Genomic DNA, 13795 nt, shown 5'->3' with positions numbered 1-13795 from the left:
CGAGAAGTCATGCCGTCCATCATTAATCGCCGCACACCCGGGCCGGTGCCCGCAGACCTGCGCGGGCGGGGCCGCCCGGATCGGATGATGGCCGCCCTCGGGGCGGTCGCCGAGCGCTACGTCGGGGTCCTCGCCGGCCACGACTACAACCGTGACCATGCCGGGCACAACCCGGATTCCGCCATGACCCTCGAGGTCGTCGACCGCCGGATCGTCGCGCGGGATGAGCAGGTTGTTGCACTGGCGTTCGGCACGATCGACGGCGGCGACCTGCCCGCCTGGCAGCCGGGGTGTCACCTCGATTTCCACCTGCCGTCGGGCAGGCGAAGGCAGTACTCACTGTGCGGGGACCCGGCGGATCGGTCCCGGTACACGGTTGCCGTGCGGGCGATCCCGGACGGCGGAGGTGGGTCGCTCGAGATGCACGCGCTGCAGCCGGGGGCGAGGGTGACGGTGCGTGGTCCGCGCAACGGGTTCCCGTTCGTCGGCGGCGGCAGCGCGCTGTTCGTGGCAGGCGGGATCGGGATCACCCCGATCCTCTCGATGGTGCGGGCCGCGCGGGCAGCCGGCATGGACTGGCAGTTCGTCTACTCCGGCCGCTCCCGGGACACGATGCCGTTCCTCGATGAGATTGAATCATGGGAACAGGACCGGGTTTTCGTGCGAACCGACGACGAGCACGGCGTGCCAGCCGCGGCCGACCTGCTGGGACGGGCCGCGCCGGGGGGTGCGGTGTACTGCTGTGGCCCGGCGCCGATGCTTGACCTGGTCCGCGCGAGCTTCCCGCACACCCCGGCCACCGCCCTGCACATCGAAAGATTCGGCGCCCCAGATGTTCTTGACGGAACACCGTTCGACGTCGAGCTCGCCCGCACCGGTGAGGTGTTGACCGTCCCCGCGGATCGCACCGCACTGCAGGTGGTCCGGGAGCGACTGCCGGGGATCGGCTACTCGTGCCAGCAGGGCTTCTGCGGCACCTGCCGCGTCCGGGTCCTTGAGGGTGTCCCCGACCATCGGGAAGCCCGGCTCACGCCGGACGAGCAGCGGACCGCCATGCTGCTCTGCGTGTCCCGGGCTGCGGGCGAGCGTCTCGTGCTCGATCTCTGATCCGTCGAAGGAGTATCAATGACCCACCCCGCCAACGGTTTCCTCGCTCCCGCCGTTGCCACCACGGTGCGCAACGGCGACATCGAGCTCGCGGTATTCGAGCAGGGGAACCCGGACGGCCCGACGATCGTGCTGGTGCACGGCTGGCCGGACACCCACCTGCTCTGGGACCACGTGGTTGCCGAACTCGGCAGCGACTTTCGGGTCGTCACCTACGACACTCGGGGAGCGGGCCGGTCGACCTCGCCGATCCGGGTCGCGGACTACGACCTGGAGTTGCTTGCGGCCGACCTGTTCGCGGTCGTCGATGCCGTCGGCCGCGGTGAACCCGTGCACGTGCTCGCGCACGACTGGGGGTCGCTGGAGTCGTGGGAGGCGGTGTGCGCGCCGGGCGCGGGGGATCGGATCGCCTCGTTCACGTCCACCTCGGGGTGGTGCTTCGATCACCTCGGCCACTGGATGTGGCGAAACCTGCGGAACCCGACACCCAGGGGGCTGGCCCGGGTCGCGGCGCAGTGGGCGGCCTCCTTCTACGCCCTGCTTTTCCACATCCCGGTCGTGCCGGAGCTGGTCACCGGACGCCTGCTTGCTCCGCGCTGGCCGCTGTTTTTGTCGCTGTTCGACCGGATGGAACCGACCCTGGCCCGGCCGGCGGTCACGATCGGCCGGGATGCCGCGAATGGACTCAAGCGGTACCGCGCGAACACCAGGCAGCGGATCCTGCGTCCGCGGGACCGGCGGACCGACATCCCGGTCCAGCTGATCGTCAACACCAGGGACAAGGCGGTGCTGCCCTTCGCGTTCGAGGACACCGACCGCTGGGTCACCGACCTGCGGCGCAGCGAGACCACCGCCGGGCACTGGGCACCGCTCTCGCATGCGCCCGAGATCGCCCGGCTGACGGCGAACTTCGTGCGCGACGTGATCGGCCGCACGTCGCCCGGCGACACCGCGATCCGCGCCTGACGGTATCCGCGGTGTGGCGCGGCCGCCGAAACTGCGTCTACGGGCAGCTCAGGGGTGTCGCAGATGCCCTGCTGTCCGGCTCTACCAGTAGGATGGTGTGGTAACTCGCGGCCACGTCGTCGGCCGCGATCGCCATGCCGGCGAAACCGTTCGCGCGATGGACGTCGTGCGGGGGACCGTCGTGTGAACGAGAAGGAGAGCACACCTCCCGTGGCTGCCCAGAAGTCAGACAAGAGCACTGGAAACAAGGAGTACGGCGCCTCTTCGATCACCGTCCTCGAGGGACTCGAGGCGGTCCGGAAGCGTCCCGGCATGTACATCGGCTCCACCGGTGAGCGCGGCCTGCACCACCTCATCTGGGAGGTCGTCGACAACTCGGTCGACGAGGCGATGGCCGGACACGCGTCCAAGGTCGAGGTGACAATGCTCGCCGACGGCGGCATCGAGGTCGTCGACGACGGCCGCGGCATCCCGGTGGGAATGCACGCCTCCGGCGCGCCGACCGTCGAGGTCGTGCTCACCCAGCTGCACGCGGGCGGCAAGTTCGACTCCGACGCGTACGCGGTCTCCGGCGGCCTGCACGGCGTCGGCATCTCCGTGGTGAACGCCCTGTCGACGAAGCTCGAGGTTGAGATCGACACCGACGGGCACCACTGGTTCCAGACCTACACGAATGCGGTTCCGGGGGAGCTGATCCAGGGCGAGCCGACGAAGCGGACCGGCACCACCGTCCGGTTCTGGGCGGATCCGGAGGTCTTCGAGACCACGAACTACAACTTCGAGACCGTCGCGCGCCGGCTGCAGGAGATGGCCTTCCTGAACAAGGGCCTGACCATCACCCTCACCGACGAGCGGGTCGCGGACGAGGAGATCACCGACGAGGTCGTCAGCACGACGGCCGATGCGCCCAAGACCGCCACCGAGACCGAGGCCGAGGCCAGCGCGCCGGTGCACAAGGTCAAGTCGCGCGTCTACCACTACCCGGGTGGCCTCGAGGACTACGTGCGGTTCATCAACCGCACGAAGCAGCCGATCCACAACTCGGTCGTCGGTTTCACCGCGAAGGGCACCGGCCACGAGCTCGAGATCGCGATGCAGTGGAACTCCGGGTACTCGGAGTCGGTGCACACCTTCGCGAACACCATCAACACCCACGAGGGCGGTACCCACGAGGAGGGCTTCCGCGCTGCGCTGACCGCGACGGTGAAGAAGTACGCCAAGGAAAAGAAGCTGGTCAAGGACAAGGACCCGGAGCTGTCCGGAGACGACATCCGCGAGGGTCTGGCCGCGATCATTTCGGTGAAGGTCGGCGAGCCGCAGTTCGAGGGCCAGACCAAGACCAAGCTCGGCAACACCGAGGTCAAGTCGTTCGTGCAGAAGGCGTGCAACGAGCATCTCGCGCACTGGTTCGAGTCGAACCCGGCCGACGCGAAGACGATCGTGAGCAAGGCGGTGTCGTCCGCGCAGGCCCGCACCGCCGCCCGCAAGGCGCGTGAGCTGGTCCGACGCAAGAGCGCCACCGACATCGGCGGCCTGCCCGGCAAGCTGGCGGACTGCCGGTCCAACGATCCGAGCAAGTGCGAGATCTACATCGTCGAGGGCGACTCCGCCGGTGGCTCGGCGAAGTCCGGCCGCGACTCGATGTACCAGGCGATCCTCCCGCTGCGCGGCAAGATCATCAACGTCGAGAAGGCCCGCATCGACCGGGTCCTCAAGAACGCCGAGGTCCAGTCGATCATCACCGCGTTCGGCACCGGCATCCACGACGAGTTCGACATCGCCAAGCTGCGGTACCACAAGATCGTGCTGATGGCCGACGCCGACGTCGACGGCCAGCACATCTCGACGCTGCTGATGACGCTGCTCTTCCGGTTCATGCGCCCGCTGATCGAGCACGGTCACGTCTATCTCGCGATGCCGCCGCTGTACAAGCTCAAGTGGCAGCGCTCCGAGCCGGAGTTCGCCTACTCGGATCGCGAGCGGGATGGCCTGCTTGAGGCCGGGTTGGGCGCGGGCAAGAAGATCAACAAGGACGACGGCATTCAGCGCTACAAGGGCCTCGGCGAGATGAACGCCAAGGAACTGTGGGAGACCACGATGGACCCGTCGGTCCGGATCCTGCGCCAGGTCACCCTGGACGATGCTGCGGCGGCCGACGAGCTGTTCAGCGTCCTGATGGGTGAGGACGTGGAGGCTCGACGCAGCTTCATCACCCGAAACGCGAAGGATGTCCGTTTCCTCGACGTGTAGCGGTACCGCCGCAGGCCGGGCGCCCGTGTGATCTCACTCACGCTGGCGCCCGGCCTGTGGCGTATCGATCGGTCACGCAAGCCCGCGTCCTCTGTGACCGGTGTGACGGGTGATGTCCTGGTGTCCAGTTCTGGCGTCGTGACCGACGAATTTGGTCACGACGACATAACCGAATGGGTACATTCGCACTTCTGGCCCGGGGGCGCAGCCTCTACACTCCGGTATCGCCCAGCAAACAGCTTTCGGCGCCCGTGCGAACACTCGGGGGTGGGGGAGGACGGTGCAGGTCGGCAACCCGCATCGGACCTGGGTGGAAAGTGAGCGTTGGAGAGATGAACGAACAAGCACCGCCTGCGAGCAGGCTCTGGAACCTCGAGGGCTGGGGTCTGCGGTGGAAGGTCACCGCAGTGCTCGCGATCCCGGTCACCGTCGCGATGGTGCTCGGTGGGCTGCGCGTGCAGGAGGAGCTGAGCCGAGCGGTCCGGTACAGCACCGCGGCCGACCAGGTCTCCAGCATCCCGGACATCGTCAAGCTCGGTACCGACTTCGGCCTCGCCTCCGCGGGCTTCAGCGTCGGCGCGCTCATGCCGGAGGATCTCGTCGGCCTGGAGGGGTCGATCGAGCAGGTCCGCACCGCGGCCGAGAACCCCGAACTGCCCGACGACCTGACCGACCGGTTGCGTGCGTCGCTCGGCGCCATCGAGGGAATCCAGACCGAGATGGAGGCCAAGGCTCCCGTCCGGCCCGACCTGCCCGAGCAGACCTCCGCGATCCGCGCCGACCTGACCAGGATCGTCGACGACATCGTCTCGCCGATCGACGACACCGGTGTGATGACCGCGCATCGTCAGCTGGTCGACGCGTGGTCGGCGCAGCGCCGGATGGCCGACCAGGTCACGGGCGCGCTCGAGATGATGACGAACCCCAACGCGTCGTCCACCGACTTCATCACTGCGTCCGGTGCCGAGATCGCGATGATCGACTCCCTGGCCCGCTCGTTCCCCGCGGCGGCGCCGCGGCTCGACGCGCTGACCGAGGCGGTGCACACCCGACTGGCCACCGTCGACGCGGCGCAGGGAGGCGCCTGGCCGCTGCTCGAACTGCGCCAGTCCATGGTGGAGAGCGTCGGAACCTACAGCGACCTCGTCGCCGAGTCCGCCGAGGCCATCACCTCCACCGTCGCCGCCCGCGCCGACGAGACCCGATCGTCGGCCCTGCGCGACGCCGCCCTCGTCCTCGCGACGCTGCTCGCGGCGCTGGTCCTGGCGCTGCTCGTGTCCCGATCCCTGGTCGGGCCGATCCGCAGGCTCCGCTACGGCGCGCTGCGGGTCGCCCGTAAGGATCTGCCGGAGGCGATTGACCGGGTCAAGGCGGGTGACACCGACGCGGTCAAGCACTTCGAACCCGTGCCCGTGCACACCACGGAGGAGATCGGCCAGCTCGCCCGCGCGGTCGACGACATCCACGCGCAGGCACTCAAGCTCGCCGGTGAGCAGGCCAGCCTGCGGCTGCAGATCGGCGACATGTTCGAGACCCTCGCGCGCCGGTCGAAGTCGCTCGTCGACCAGCAGCTCGGCCTGATCGAGGCCCTCGAGTTCGAGGAAAAGGACCCGAAGCGACTCGAAAGCCTGTTCCGGCTCGACCACCTCGCCGCGCGCATGCGCCGCAACGGCGACAACCTGCTGATCCTCTCCGGAACTCAGACGCGTCGCGGCCAGTCCGCGCCCGTTCAACTGGGCGACGTGGTTCGCGCGGCGATGTCCGAGGTCGAGGAGTACCAGCGGGTCCAGGTCGGATCCACCCCGAACGGCGCCCTCGGCGGCGGCGTCGCGACGGACATCATGCACGTGCTCGCGGAGCTGCTCGACAACGCGCTGCGCGCCTCCCCGCCGGACACGAAGGTGCGGATCGCCTTCGCCCGCGCGGTCGACGGCGGCGTCCTCCTCGAGGTCACCGACCAGGGCATCGGCATCCCGGCCGCCGACCTCGCGGTGATCAACGAGCGGCTCGCGTCCGGTGGTCAGGTCGGACCCGAAACCGCACGCCACATGGGCCTGTTCGTGGCCAGTCGGCTCTCGGAACGGCACGGCCTGACCGTCCGGCTGCGGCACGCCATGAGCGAGGGCCGGGAGCAGGGCATCACCGCGAGCGTGCACATTCCGGCGAGCCTGCTGATGTCACCGGTCGAGATGGAACTCACCGGACCCCAGGCCAGGGTCGACACCGGCTCGATCCCCGAGGTGACCGTCGTCGAGTCCGGTCAGATGCCGCAGCTGGTGACGGGGTCGCACCCGGCGCTGTCGAGGCGCGCCCTGCCGACGCCGCTCACGCCGGACCCGTACGGCGAGGCCCCCGTCGCCCCGGCCGTCGTCACCCCGGAATCGCCAGCCCCGGAACCGGTCGCGGGGGAGCAGTCCGCACCCCCGACGGCCCTGACCGCGCAGAACGGCCTGCCGCAGCGTGTTCCCGGCTCGACTCCCGGTCTGCCGCAGCGCACCCCCGGGGCATCCGGGGCGCCGCGCCCGGCGTCCGCCGGCGCGGGGATTCCGCCCGCACCGGTTCCCGACCTGCCCCCGCCTGCCCCGGCCGCTCCGCCAGCCGCTCCGCTTGCGGCTCCGCCCGAGCCGGACCTGCCAAGCAGGCACCGCTATCGCAGCAACCCGGTCAAGACCGCGTCGTTCTTCCAGAACCGGCCCAATCCGGGTGCGACGCAGGACGTCACGAGCACGGGCACCCCGATCTTCTCCGGCATGGTGTCGGACTGGTTGACCGATCCCACCGAGCCGCACGGCATCGGACGGGACTGGACGTCGGCGGCGGACGAGGGGTGGCGGGCCGCGGACCGCGCCGCCGAGGCCCCGATCGACGGCAGGACCGAGTCCGGCCTGCCGCAGCGGACACCGGGGCGGCGGCTCGTGCCCGGCCACGCGGAGTCCGCGGCGGCGCGGAGTCGGTTGCGTGACCCTGAGGCGGTACGTGAGAACCTCAGCCGTCACCAAATGGGAATTCGCGCGGGTCGTGCCGCCGGCACGGCCGAACGCAACAGCAACGGAGGAGACAAATGAGCAGCGAACAGGTGTCCGAGGGCCATCCGCTGGACTGGCTCGTGTCGAACTTCGCCCGCGACGTGCCGGGGGTCTCGCATGCCGTCCTGGTCTCCGCGGACGGCCTGCTGATGGCCGGGAGTGCGCACCTGCCGACCGACCGCGCCGAGCAGCTCGCCGCGGTCACCTCCGGACTGGCCAGCCTGTCCGCGGGCGTGTCGAACCTGTTCGACGGCGGCGGCGTCCTGCAGTCGGTCGTCGAGATGCAGCAGGGATACCTGCTGCTGATGAGCGTCGGCGACGGATCGCATCTGGCCGCGCTGACCTCCACCAACTGCGACATCGGACAGGTCGGCTACGAGATGGCGCTCCTGGTCGACCGGGTCGGCGCCTCCGTCCAGGCGGTGCCGCGGTCGGCGATGGGCACCTGAGCCGAGGTTGGCCATGAACGAGCAGTACACCGACGGCCCCGGCGGAGGCGGGCCGAGCCTGGTCCGGCCCTACTCACTGACCTCGGGACGCACGAAACCCGCGGTGGAGTTGGCCATCGAGGCATTGATCCAGACGTTACCGGACCCCGAGAACCGGACTCTCGAACTCGGTGACGTCGACGCGGCGATCGTGGCATTGTGTGCCCAGTCGCCGTCCGTGGCCGAGATCGCCGCCCGCGTCGGCGTGCCGATCGGTGTCGCCCGGGTGCTGGTGGCCGACCTCGTCGAGGCTGGTCATGTCCGGATCCTGGCAACCCTTCAGGACGATTCGAGCGAGAGCGAACGTCGTGAACTCATCGAAAGGGTCCTCGGTGGACTTCGGAAGCTCTGAACCTCGGCCCGGTGGCCGGGTCACCTCGACCAAGATCGTCGTTGCCGGCGGCTTTGGTGTCGGCAAGACCACGCTCGTCGGCGCGGTGTCCGAGATCGTGCCGCTGCGGACCGAGGCGCTGGTCACCAACGCCTCGGACGGGGTCGACAACATCAGCGCAACGCCGAACAAGGCCACGACGACGGTCGCGATGGACTTCGGTCGGATCAGCCTCGCTCAGGACCTGGTGCTGTACCTGTTCGGCACCCCGGGGCAGAACCGCTTCTGGTTCATGTGGGACGACCTGATCCGCGGTGCGATCGGGGCGGTCGTGCTCATCGACACCCGACGCCTCGACGAATCGTTCGCGGCGGTGGACTTCTTCGAGGCCCGCAACCTGCCGTTCCTGGTGGCGATCAACGAGTTCGACGACTCGCCGCGCTACCCGCTGGAGGAGATCCGGCAGGCGCTCGCGGTCTCGCCGGACGTGCCGATCATGTCGATCGACGCCCGCAACCGGGAATCCGCGAAGGGCGCGCTGGTCGCCGTCACCGAATACGCATTGCGGCGCCTGGGACAGCCGGTCGCCTGAGCCAGGTCCACACCACCCCGAAGGACGGCGAGCTGCAACATGTCGGATCAAGTGCATCACCTGTCGATGGGAATCTGGGTCGTCCTCCTCGCCGTCGGGACCGCGGCGATCGGCACCTACGTCGGCGTCGCCTGCGCCCGACGGGCCGCGTTCGCGCCGAACCGCCGGGCGATGTGGACCGCGATCGCGGTGCTGGCGATCGGGGGCGTTGCGTTCTGGCTCGCGAACATCGTGGTGCTGGCCGGGTTTGAGGTCGACGACAGTGCGGTCCGGTACGAGTCGGTCCGGATCGTCGGATCGCTGATCCTGTGCCTGGCCGCCGCGTTCGCCGGATTGCTGATCAGTAGATCGCGCGGCGGCAACCGGCACGTGTCCACCGGGGACCGGCTGATCATCAAGGTGATGGCCGGTGCTGCGGCGATGGGTCTCGGCATGACCGCGGGCTTTTACCTCGTGATGACCTCCATCGAGGTGCAGGGGCGGACCTACATGGACGGGGCCCTGATCGCGGTCGCCGCCGTTGCCGCCGTCCTTGCCTCGATCGGCGTGCTGTGGATGGCGACCGCCGACGTCCCGCGGGTGGTGCTCGCCTGCGGATCGGTCGCGGTCGGGCTCGCACCGGTCGCGATGCACGCCGCAATGATGGCGGCACTGCGGGTCCGCCTCGACGGGGTGTCCACCACGCCGCCGGGTGTCGAAGTGTTCGCCATCCTGTTCCCCGCCTTCGTGATCGGCATGCTGATCCTCGCGGTGCCCACCGTCGCGCTGCTGCTCGCGCCGGATCGGCTCACCGCGGAACTCGAGGAACAGGCCCGGATGTGGGTGCGGCAGGAGGAGTCGCCTCGTCACGGCTGACCGTCGGGCGCGCCGCGGGGACGGTGTTCGGCGACAAGTCGCCACGGCTGCCGGTTCTGGCTGACCAGCACCTATAGACTTGTGTGGTTGTGCGACGCGGGACGAAGGGAGCATGGGCTTTCGATGTCGACCGTCGCCCCGGGTTCGCGGGTTCCGCCCGCGGCCGTCGCACCCGGCACCACAGAAGCTGAGAAGAAGAGGAGCCGATGACTGACACCACGTTGCCGCCGGACGAACCGGGGCACGATCGCGTCGAGCCGGTGGACATCCAGCAGGAGATGCAGTCCAGCTACATCGACTACGCGATGAGCGTGATCGTGGGCCGCGCCCTACCGGACGTGCGTGACGGTCTCAAGCCCGTGCATCGCCGCGTGCTGTACGCGATGTACGACAACGGCTATCGCCCGGACCGCGGATACGTGAAGTCCGCCCGACCGGTCGCCGACACGATGGGCAATTACCACCCGCACGGTGACACGTCGATCTACGACACCCTGGTCCGCATGGCGCAGCCGTGGTCGCTGCGCTACCCGCTCGTCGACGGCCAGGGCAACTTCGGTTCCCGCGGCAACGACGGCGCGGCCGCGATGCGCTACACCGAGTGCCGGATGACGCCGCTGGCGATGGAGATGCTCCGCGAGATCGACCACGAGACGGTCGACTTCGCGCCCAACTACGACGGCAAGACGCAGGAACCGACGGTCCTGCCGAGCCGCATCCCCAACCTGCTGGTCAACGGCTCCAACGGCATCGCCGTCGGCATGGCCACCAACATCCCGCCGCACAACCTGCGGGAGGTCGCGGACGCCGTGTACTGGGCGCTCGACAACCCGGAGGCCGACGAGGAGAGCACCCTCGAGGCCGTGATGGAACGGGTCAAGGGCCCGGACTTCCCGACCGCGGGCCTGATCGTCGGCGGCCAGGGCATCCAGGACGCCTACCGCACCGGCCGCGGCTCGGTCCGGATGCGCGGCGTGGTGGAGATCGAGGAAAACGCCAAGGGCCAGACGATCATCGTCATCACCGAGCTGCCCTACCAGGTCAACACCGACAACTTCGTCAACGCGATCGCCGAGCAGGTCAAGGACGCGAAGATCGCCGGGATCTCCGACATCCACGACGAGTCCTCGGACCGCGTCGGCCTGCGGATCGTCGTCACCGTCAAGCGGGACGCGGTCGCGAAGGTCGTGCTCAACAACCTGTACAAGCACACGCAGCTGCAGACCACGTTCGGGTGCAACATGCTCTCGATCGTCGACGGGGTGCCGCGCACGCTGCGCCTCGATCAGATGATCCGGCTGTACACCGTCCACCAGCTCGAGGTCATCGTCCGGCGCACCAAGTACCTGCTCCGCAAGGCGGAGGAGCGCGCCCACATCCTGCGCGGTCTGGTCAAGGCACTCGACGCCCTCGACGAGGTCATCGCGCTGATCCGCGCGTCGCAGACCGTCGACATCGCCCGCGCGGGCCTGATCAACCTGCTTGACGTCGATGACATCCAGGCCGACGCGATCCTCGCGATGCAGCTGCGTCGCCTGGCCGCGCTCGAACGCCAGAAGATCATCGACGAACTCGCCGAGATCGAGCGTGAGATCGCCGACTACCAGGACATTCTCGCCAAGCCGGAGCGGCAGCGCGCGATCGTCCGCGACGAGCTCAAGGAGATCGTCGACAAGTACGGCGACGATCGCCGCACCCGGATCATCGCCGCCGACGGCGACGTGTCCGACGAGGACCTGATCGCGCGCGAGGACGTCGTCGTCACGATCACCGAGACCGGGTACGCCAAGCGCACCAAGACCGACCTGTACCGCTCGCAGAAGCGCGGCGGCAAGGGCGTCAAGGGTGCCGAACTCAAGCAGGACGACCTGGTCCGGCACTTCTTCGTCACGTCCACCCACGACTGGCTGCTGTTCTTCACCACGAAGGGCCGCGTCTACCGGGCGAAGGCGTACGAGCTGCCCGAGACCGGGCGCACCGCCCGCGGTCAGCACGTCGCGAACCTGTTGGCGTTCCAGCCGGACGAGCGGATCCAGGGCGTGATCCGGCTGCAGTCCTACGAGGACGCGCCCTACCTGGTGCTCGCGACCCGCAACGGCCTGGTGAAGAAGTCGAAGCTGTCGGACTTCGACTCGAACCGGTCCGGCGGCATCGTCGCGATCAACCTGCGTGGCGAGGACGAGCTGGTCGGTGCGGTGCTGTGCTCCGCGGAGGACGATCTGCTTCTCGTGTCCGAGCAGGGGCAGTCGATTCGCTTCTCCGCCACCGACGAGGCGCTGCGCCCGATGGGCCGTGCCACGTCCGGTGTGCAGGGCATGCGGTTCAACGGTGACGACGCCCTGCTGTCGCTGAACGTGGTCAAGGAGGGGACGTACCTGCTGGTCGCGACCTCCGGCGGCTACTCGAAGCGCACCCCGATGGAGGACTACCCGGTGCAGGGTCGCGGCGGCAAGGGCGTACTGACGATCCAGTACGACCGCAAGCGTGGCACCCTGGTCGGAGCGCTCATCGTCGACGACGACGACGAGGTGTACGCCATCACCTCCGGCGGTGGTGTGATCCGCACGGCGGCCAAGCAGGTGCGCAAGGCCGGCCGACAGACCAAGGGCGTGCGGTTGATGAACCTGGGGGACGGCGACAACCTGCTCGCGATCGCGCGCAACGCCGACGAACCCGAGGAGTCCGACGCCGCCGCGACCGATGCAGCGAAGGAGTCGTAAGTGAGCACTCCCCACCAGTCCGGCAGCGACCGGCCCACCCCGGCGGGCCCCGGCCCGTCGGGGCAGCCGCAGGCAGCGAAGACCGGAACCAATGGGGTCTCGGACGGGGCCGCGTCGACGGCCCCGCCCGTGAACGGCGGTTCGGTACAGCCCGTGAACGGCGGTTCGGCACAGCCCGCAAACGGGTCGGCGCGGCCAACGCCCGCGAAGCCGGACACCGCGGCGGCGACACCCGCCGGTCCCGCGGTGAAGCCGGATGCTGCGGCGACGTCGCCCACCGCGGCACCGGCCGCGGGCAAGCCGGCAGCCAAGGAGGCGTCCGCGCCGTCCGCCGCGTCGGAGTCGGCGAAGCCCGCCGCGTCGAAGCCCGCCGCGTCGAAGCCGTCCGCGGGGGAGTCGGCGAAGCCCCCGGCCGCGGCACCGACCTCGGGAACCGGCCCCGGCGCTGCCGGGCGTCCGGCGGCCGCAGGTGCCTCGGGTGAGCCGTCGGGTTCCGGCGCGCAGGCCAGCGGCCGCTCCGCCTCGTCCACCCCGGCCGCATCGCGTCCGGACCAGGGCGCGACGAGCGGGCAGCAGGCCGACCGCCCCGGCCAGGGGCGGCCCGCCGCGGCCGCCCGGCCCGGTGCGCAGACCCCGCCGTGGCAGCGCGGCACGCAGTCCGCCGCTGCGCCCGCGACACCCGCCAAGACCCCGCCCGCAAGCGGCAAGGCAGCGGCAGCGCAGGCAGGTACGGGCACGCCCGCCGCGGCACGACCGGCCGCCCAGCAGGCCGCCACCGCCCAGCAGCCTGCTGCCCGGCCTGCCGGGCAGCGGCCCGCCGACCCCGCACGGGCCGCGAAGAAGCAGGCGGCGCAGGCGAAGGCCGCCGTGATCGACGGCCCGACCCGGCACATCGACCGGGAGGACCTCGCGAAGGACCTCCCCGACCTGTCGGAGATCAAGCATCCGACGCCGGTCGCGACGGAGAAGGTGCCAGCGCGGAAGCCGCCCGTCGTCGTCGCGGCCACCACCCCGATCGGGGACCCGTTGCGGGCGTCCGTGCAGGTCCGCAAGATCGACCCGTGGTCCGCGCTCAAGGTGGCCCTCGTGCTGTCGGTGGCGATGTTCTTCGTGTGGATGTTCGCGATCGGATTCCTGTACCTCGTGCTGGACGGCATGGGCGTGTGGGATCGGCTGAACAACGCGTTCACCGACATCATCTCGGAGTCGTCCGACTCCGGTCTGGTGACGGCCGGACAGGTGTTCGGGTACTCGGCGCTGATCGGTGGCATCAACATCGTCCTGTTCACCGCGCTCGCGACGGTCGGGGCCTTCATCTACAACCTCTGCACCGATCTCGTCGGCGGTGTCGAGGTGACCCTGGCGGATCGGGACTGACCTGGGCTTTCGCTACTCCACCGGCCCGATTTTGGTGGCCGCGGGTCGGTGGGGTAGTGTCATGCCTCGGTTCGAGAGAGTGA

At 69.5% G+C, this 13795-nt stretch carries 10 protein-coding genes; all 10 read left to right on the top strand.

Features of this window, described 5'->3' with window-relative positions; translation table 11 throughout:
- The first annotated feature begins 9 nt into the window (after window positions 1-9).
- The 10 genes from ACWF62_RS11195 to ACWF62_RS11150 all read left to right on the top strand — a co-directional run bounded on the left by ACWF62_RS11195 (window position 10) and on the right by ACWF62_RS11150 (window position 13712).
- Window positions 10-1107: a PDR/VanB family oxidoreductase gene (locus ACWF62_RS11195; RefSeq protein ID WP_452630082.1), complete on the top strand. Its 1098-nt coding sequence runs from the start codon at window positions 10-12 to the stop codon at window positions 1105-1107.
- Window positions 1108-1125: 18 nt separating this feature from the next.
- A complete protein-coding gene (locus tag ACWF62_RS11190; RefSeq protein WP_452630081.1) occupies window positions 1126-2073 on the top strand; it encodes an alpha/beta fold hydrolase in 948 nt (315 codons plus the stop codon).
- 210 nt (window positions 2074-2283) lie between these two features.
- Complete coding sequence (gene gyrB / locus ACWF62_RS11185) at window positions 2284-4323, top strand: DNA topoisomerase (ATP-hydrolyzing) subunit B (RefSeq protein WP_378508691.1); 2040 nt, start codon at window positions 2284-2286, stop codon at window positions 4321-4323.
- Between the two features lie 332 nt (window positions 4324-4655).
- Window positions 4656-7388 carry an ATP-binding protein gene (locus ACWF62_RS11180; protein WP_378508692.1) on the top strand — a complete coding sequence of 911 codons (2733 nt, stop codon included), beginning with the start codon at window positions 4656-4658 and terminating at the stop codon, window positions 7386-7388.
- Entirely contained in the window at window positions 7385-7798 is a 414-nt protein-coding gene (locus ACWF62_RS11175) for a roadblock/LC7 domain-containing protein (RefSeq protein WP_378508693.1), read from the top strand. Before ACWF62_RS11180 ends, ACWF62_RS11175 begins: the two co-directional genes overlap by 4 nt.
- 13 nt (window positions 7799-7811) lie before the next feature.
- A complete protein-coding gene (locus ACWF62_RS11170) occupies window positions 7812-8189 on the top strand; it encodes a DUF742 domain-containing protein (RefSeq protein ID WP_378508694.1) in 378 nt (125 codons plus the stop codon).
- Window positions 8170-8760 (top strand): GTP-binding protein, encoded by a 591-nt coding sequence (locus ACWF62_RS11165; protein ID WP_378508695.1) that lies wholly within the window; start codon window positions 8170-8172, stop codon window positions 8758-8760. The genes ACWF62_RS11170 and ACWF62_RS11165 overlap by 20 nt, the downstream gene beginning before the upstream one ends.
- 39 nt (window positions 8761-8799) lie before the next feature.
- Entirely contained in the window at window positions 8800-9615 is an 816-nt protein-coding gene (locus ACWF62_RS11160) for an MHYT domain-containing protein (RefSeq protein ID WP_378508696.1), read from the top strand.
- Between the two features lie 206 nt (window positions 9616-9821).
- Window positions 9822-12335: a DNA gyrase subunit A gene (gene gyrA, locus ACWF62_RS11155; RefSeq protein WP_378508697.1), complete on the top strand. Its 2514-nt coding sequence runs from the start codon at window positions 9822-9824 to the stop codon at window positions 12333-12335.
- Window positions 12336-13712: a DUF3566 domain-containing protein gene (locus tag ACWF62_RS11150; RefSeq protein WP_452630080.1), complete on the top strand. Its 1377-nt coding sequence runs from the start codon at window positions 12336-12338 to the stop codon at window positions 13710-13712.
- The last annotated feature ends 83 nt before the right edge of the window (window positions 13713-13795 follow it).

This window comes from Rhodococcus sp. NPDC054953, from assembly GCF_053609225.1.
The sequence above is the reverse complement of the archived record's forward strand: the minus strand, read 5'-3'. Positions and strand labels throughout refer to the sequence as shown.

Bases quoted from the DNA above. Each gene is read 5' to 3' on its own strand.
- ACWF62_RS11175 (WP_378508693.1), top strand. From the start codon at position 7,385: ATGAGCAGCGAACAGGTGTCCGAGGGCCATCCGCTGGACTGGCTCGTG.
- ACWF62_RS11190 (WP_452630081.1), top strand. From the start codon at position 1,126: ATGACCCACCCCGCCAACGGTTTCCTCGCTCCCGCCGTTGCCACCACG.
- ACWF62_RS11170 (WP_378508694.1), top strand. From the start codon at position 7,812: ATGAACGAGCAGTACACCGACGGCCCCGGCGGAGGCGGGCCGAGCCTG.
- gyrA (WP_378508697.1), top strand. From the start codon at position 9,822: ATGACTGACACCACGTTGCCGCCGGACGAACCGGGGCACGATCGCGTC.
- ACWF62_RS11180 (WP_378508692.1), top strand. From the start codon at position 4,656: ATGAACGAACAAGCACCGCCTGCGAGCAGGCTCTGGAACCTCGAGGGC.
- ACWF62_RS11160 (WP_378508696.1), top strand. From the start codon at position 8,800: ATGTCGGATCAAGTGCATCACCTGTCGATGGGAATCTGGGTCGTCCTC.
- ACWF62_RS11195 (WP_452630082.1), top strand. From the start codon at position 10: ATGCCGTCCATCATTAATCGCCGCACACCCGGGCCGGTGCCCGCAGAC.